Here is a 4,729-nt window from a genome sequence, read left to right as displayed (position 1 = left end):
TCCCCGCCCCGCCCGGGGCTCTGCTTTGTCCACCGGCTGTGGACAAAGCAGAGCCCCGGGCCCGCCCCGATCAGGCCAGGGCGGCCGGAAGCGGGGTGTGGTGCACCACGGTCAGCCCCGAGACCGCCCGGGTCAGCGCCACGTACAGCCGCCGCAGGCCGGTCCGCTCGTCCGGCTCCGCGCCGATCACCGCCGCCGGCTCGTCCAGCACCACGTGGTCGTACTCCAGGCCCTTCACCAGTGAGGCCGCCACCAGCGTCAGCCTCCGCCCCGCCGAGGTCTCGTCCCCCGGCCCCAGCGGCTCGTGTCCGGCCCCGGCCAGCGCCGCGCGCAGCGCCGGCAGCCGGGCGTCGGCGGCGATCAGCCCCACCGACCCCTCCCGTTCCAGCGCCTCCCCGCAGGCCGCGACGACCGCCGCGTCCAACTCCCCGGCCGCCACCCGCCGCACCCGCAGCGACCCGGGGGCCCGTCGCACCGAACCGGCCTCCGCCAGCCCCGGCGCGATCATCGGCAACAGCCGCGAGGCATAGGCGATGATCTCCCGCGGCACCCGGAACCCCCGGGTCAGCTCCGCCACCGTCGCCTCCGGCTTGCCCAGGTGCCCCATGGCCTCCTGCCAGGTGCCGGTGGCCCACGGCGTGGTGCCCTGCGCCAGGTCCCCGAGCACCGTCACCGAGCCGGTCGAACACCGCCGCCCCACCGCCCGGTACTGCATGGGGGACAGGTCCTGCGCCTCGTCCAGGACCACGTGCCCCAGGGACGGGGTGCGTTCCACCAGGTCACGGGCCTCGTCCACCAGCACCAGATCGGCCGGGGACCAGGGCGCCGAACGGACCCCGCGCGCCGGGCGCGGCCACGCCAACAGTTCCACCTCCTCCGGCTTCAGCACCCCTTCCGCCCGCTCCGCCAGGAACTCCGGGTCCGAGAGCAGCCGCAGCACCACTTTCGCCGGGTCCACCGCCGGCCACACCCGGCGGACCATCGCCTTCACCGGCGCGCTGCGCGCCACCGCCGCCTGCACCCGGTCGTCCGGGGCCTCCCCCGCCCGCTCCATCCGCACCAGTACCGCGTGCGCCAACCGCTGCGGCAGCGCCTCCAGCGCGGCGCCGTACCGGATGTCCCGCTCCAGCAGTTCGCGCACGATCTCGGCGACCTCGTGCGCCGGGACCCGCCACCGGCGGGCGCCGCGCGGCACCTCCAGCGCCTCCTCCGGCATCCGCACACCCGAGCGCACCGCCCGGCGCAGCACCTCGGCCATCCGCGCGTCCCCCTTGAGCCGGGCCACCGCCGGATCGTCCGTGCCGCGCGGCTCGGGGCCGCCGGGGACCGTCACCAGCGCGTCCACGGTGGTCTGCCGCACCTCCAACTCCCCGAGGGCGGGCAGGACCTGCTCGATGTACCGCAGGAAGGAACGGTTGGGGCCGATCACCAGCGTGCCGGAGCGCGCCAGCCGCTCCCGGTGGGCGTAGAGCAGGTACGCCACCCGGTGCAGGCCCACCGCCGTCTTCCCCGTCCCCGGTGCCCCCTGGACGCAGAGGCTGCCGCGCAGCGGGGCGCGCACGATCTCGTCCTGCTCCGGTTGGATGGTGGCGACGATGTCCCGCATCGGGCCGACGCGCGGACGCTCGATCTCCCGCAGCAGCAGGTTCCCGCCGGTCGCGCCGTTCCCCGGGTCGGTGGCGGCCCCGGCGCCGTGCCCGCCGAGGTGTTCGTCCTCCAACGCGGTCAGTTCCCCGCCCTCGTAGCCGAAGCGGCGGCGCAACTCCACGCCCTGCGGGTCGGCGGGGGAGGCCCGGTAGAAGGGTTGCGAGACGGGGGCCCGCCAGTCGATCACCATCGGGTCGCCGTGCGCGTCGTGGACGTGGCGGCGGCCGATGTGGAACCGGCGGCCGACCTCGTCGTCCCCGGCGTCGTCCCCGGCGTCGTTCCCGGGGCCGGTCCCGGCGTCGATCGGGCGGAGGTAGTCGAGGCGACCGAAGAACAGCGGGGTGTCGGCCAGATCGGCCAGGGCGGCGATCCGCCGCTCGACGTCACCGCGCAGCACCTCGGCGGTGACCCAACTCGCGGTGACGTCGCCGATGTCCAGGGCCTCGGCGTCGGCGCGCATGGCGCGCAGCGCGGCTCGTGAGGCGGCGAGGTGCGCCCGCTCCACCGCCAGCGGATCGGTCCGGTCGTCGGGTTCGCGGTCGGCGGGTGGTGCCGGGACCCGGGGAGCGGTGGGGGGAAGGGAATCGGCGGTCTCGGACATGCCGGCGGGAGCCTCCGTGGACGTGCGGGCACGACGGGGCCCGGCACGGTGCCGGCACCAGCCGGTCCGATGGACCCCGCGGGCGCGCGACCGTGCCGGGAGGGTGCCCGGATGCGGACGGTTCGGGAAGCCGGCCGGTTACCGTCCGGTCGGCGCCCTCGCCCCGGCACGCGGCGGGGGACCGGAGGGCGGAAGTGCAGAAGGATAGACGCGGGCCCGGGTTGCGACAAACCAATTTCCCGGGGGGCCGACCCCCGGGGCGCTCCCCGGTGCGGGCCCGGTACCCCTACGGGGTGTTCACCCGAACGGTTGATCAGGGGCGATCCGGAATTCGATCCCCCGAATGATGACGAAGGGGGGCTTCCGGTTGCAGTCTGGACATATGGCCACCACGACTTTTCCGCACCGCCGTCATCGCCCCGCCTCCGGCGCCACCGCCCTGGGGACCGAGGGGGCGGGCCGCCCCGCCCGGCACCGTCACCCCGTCGGCGATACCCTGCGCGCCGTCCGGGTCTTCCTGGTCACCGCCGCCGAGGTCGCGCTCCTCGGCCGGGTGGACCGGGAGAGCCCGGCCGCCGACCGCCGGCGGACCGGCCCGCCGGGGCACGACCCCGCCGCATCCGCCGCGCCGGCCGACCCCGACGGCACCGAGCCGCCCGGGGGGCCGACCGCCGGGATCCCGCACCGCGCCTGACCCGGCGCGGGCACCGGCCCGCGCCGGGCGGTCACCCGGCCCCGGAGGCCGACGGGTGTCCCGCCCCGGGATCGGGCGGCCCCGTCCCGGCGCCGTCGGGCGACCGCGTCAGGGGTTGGACCCCGGCTCGGGGGCGTCCTCCGCCGTGATCTCCGTCGCGTCCACGATCCGGTAGGCGTACCCCTGCTCCGCCAGGAACCGCTGCCGGTGCGCCGCGAAGTCCTGGTCCACGGTGTCCCGCGCCACCACCGAGTAGAACCGCGCCTCGTGCCCGTCCGCCTTGGGCCGCAGCACCCGGCCCAACCGCTGTGCCTCCTCCTGCCGCGACCCGAACGTCCCCGAGACCTGGATGGCGACGGTGGCCTCCGGGAGGTCCACCGAGAAGTTCGCGACCTTCGAGACCACCAGTACCGGGACCTCCCCCGAGCGGAAGGCGTCGAACAGCTTCTCCCGCTTCGCGTTGGTCGTCTCGCCCTTGATCACCGGCGCGCCGAGCGCCTCGCCCAACTCGTCCAACTGGTCGATGTACTGCCCGATGACCAGCGTCTGCTCCCCGGCGTGCCGGCGCACCAGCCGCCTCACCACCCGCAGCTTGGAATCGGTGGTGGCGCAGAACCGGTACTTCTCCTCCGGCTCGGCCGCCGCGTACGCCAGCCGCTCGGAGTCGGTCAGGTCCACCCGCACCTCGACGCAGTCGGCCGGCGCGATGTACCCCTGCGCCTCGATCTCCTTCCACGGCGCGTCGAAACGCTTGGGGCCGATGAGCGAGAAGACGTCGGACTCCCGGCCGTCCTCGCGCACCAGCGTCGCGGTCAACCCCAGGCGCCGCCGGGCCTGCAGGTCGGCGGTGAACTTGAAGACCGGCGCCGGCAGCAGGTGCACCTCGTCGTAGACGATCAGGCCCCAGTCGCGGGAGTCGAACAACTCCAGGTGCGGGTAGATCCCCTTCCGGCGGGTGGTCAGCACCTGGTAGGTCGCGATGGTGACCGGTCGGATCTCCTTGCGGGAGCCGCTGTACTCCCCGATCTCGTCCTCGGTGAGCGAGGTGCGGCGCACCAGTTCCGCCTTCCACTGCCGGGCGGAGACCGTGTTGGTCACCAGGATCAGCGTGGTGGACCGCGCCGTGGCCATGGCCCCCGCCCCGACCAGGGTCTTCCCGGCACCGCAGGGCAGGACCACCACGCCCGAGCCGCCGTGCCAGAACCCCTCCACGGCCTGCTTCTGGTACGGACGCAGCGCCCAGCCGTCCTCCCGCAGGTCGATGGGGTGCGCCTCGCCGTCCACGTACCCGGCCAGATCCTCGGCGGGCCAGCCCAGCCGCAGCAGCGTCTGCTTGATCTGGCCGCGCTCGGAAGGGTGCACGACGACGGTGTCCTCGTCGATGCGGGCGCCCACCAGCGGCTTGATCCGCTTGGAGCGCAGGATCTCCTCCAGCACCGGGCGGTCGGTGCTGGAGAGCACCAGGCCGTGCGCCGGGTGTTTGGAGAGGGTCAGCCGGCCGTAGCGGGCCATCGTCTCGGCCACGTCCACCAGCAGGGACTGCGGCACCGGGTAGCGGGAGTGGGTGAGCAGGGCGTCCACCACCTGCTCGGCGTCGTGGCCGGCGGCCCGGGCGTTCCACAGGCCCAGCGGGGTGACCCGGTAGGTGTGGATGTGCTCGGGCGCGCGCTCCAACTCGGCGAAGGGCGCGATGTCCCGACGGCAGGCGTCGGCCCGCTCGTGGTCGACCTCCAGCAGCAGGGTCTTGTCGCTCTGGACGATCAGCGGACCGGCGTTCACGCGCGTTC

At 74.9% G+C, this 4,729-nt stretch carries 3 protein-coding genes; 1 reads left to right on the top strand and 2 read right to left on the bottom strand.

Going from position 1 to position 4,729, the window contains the following annotated elements; all coding sequences use genetic code 11:
- Nucleotides 1-70: 70 nt before the first annotated feature.
- Nucleotides 71-2,248, bottom strand: coding sequence for a HelD family protein (locus tag FOE67_RS16895; RefSeq protein ID WP_182665155.1), 2,178 nt, complete (start codon nt 2,246-2,248; stop codon nt 71-73).
- 382 nt (nt 2,249-2,630) lie between these two features.
- Between FOE67_RS16895 and FOE67_RS16890 the strand changes: the two genes are divergently transcribed.
- Nucleotides 2,631-2,942 (top strand): hypothetical protein, encoded by a 312-nt coding sequence (locus FOE67_RS16890; RefSeq protein ID WP_182665159.1) that lies wholly within the window; start codon nt 2,631-2,633, stop codon nt 2,940-2,942.
- Between the two features lie 108 nt (nt 2,943-3,050).
- Here the strand turns inward: FOE67_RS16890 and FOE67_RS16885 are convergent, their stop codons facing one another.
- The gene (locus tag FOE67_RS16885) at nt 3,051-4,721 is read right to left on the bottom strand and encodes a DNA repair helicase XPB (RefSeq protein ID WP_182665157.1); all 1,671 of its coding nucleotides are present in this window, start codon (nt 4,719-4,721) and stop codon (nt 3,051-3,053) included.
- Nucleotides 4,722-4,729 lie beyond the last annotated feature (8 nt).

This window comes from Streptomyces calidiresistens, from assembly GCF_014141525.1.
Lineage (GTDB): Bacteria > Actinomycetota > Actinomycetes > Streptomycetales > Streptomycetaceae > Streptomyces > Streptomyces calidiresistens.
This window is presented reverse-complemented; position numbering and strand designations above follow the sequence as displayed.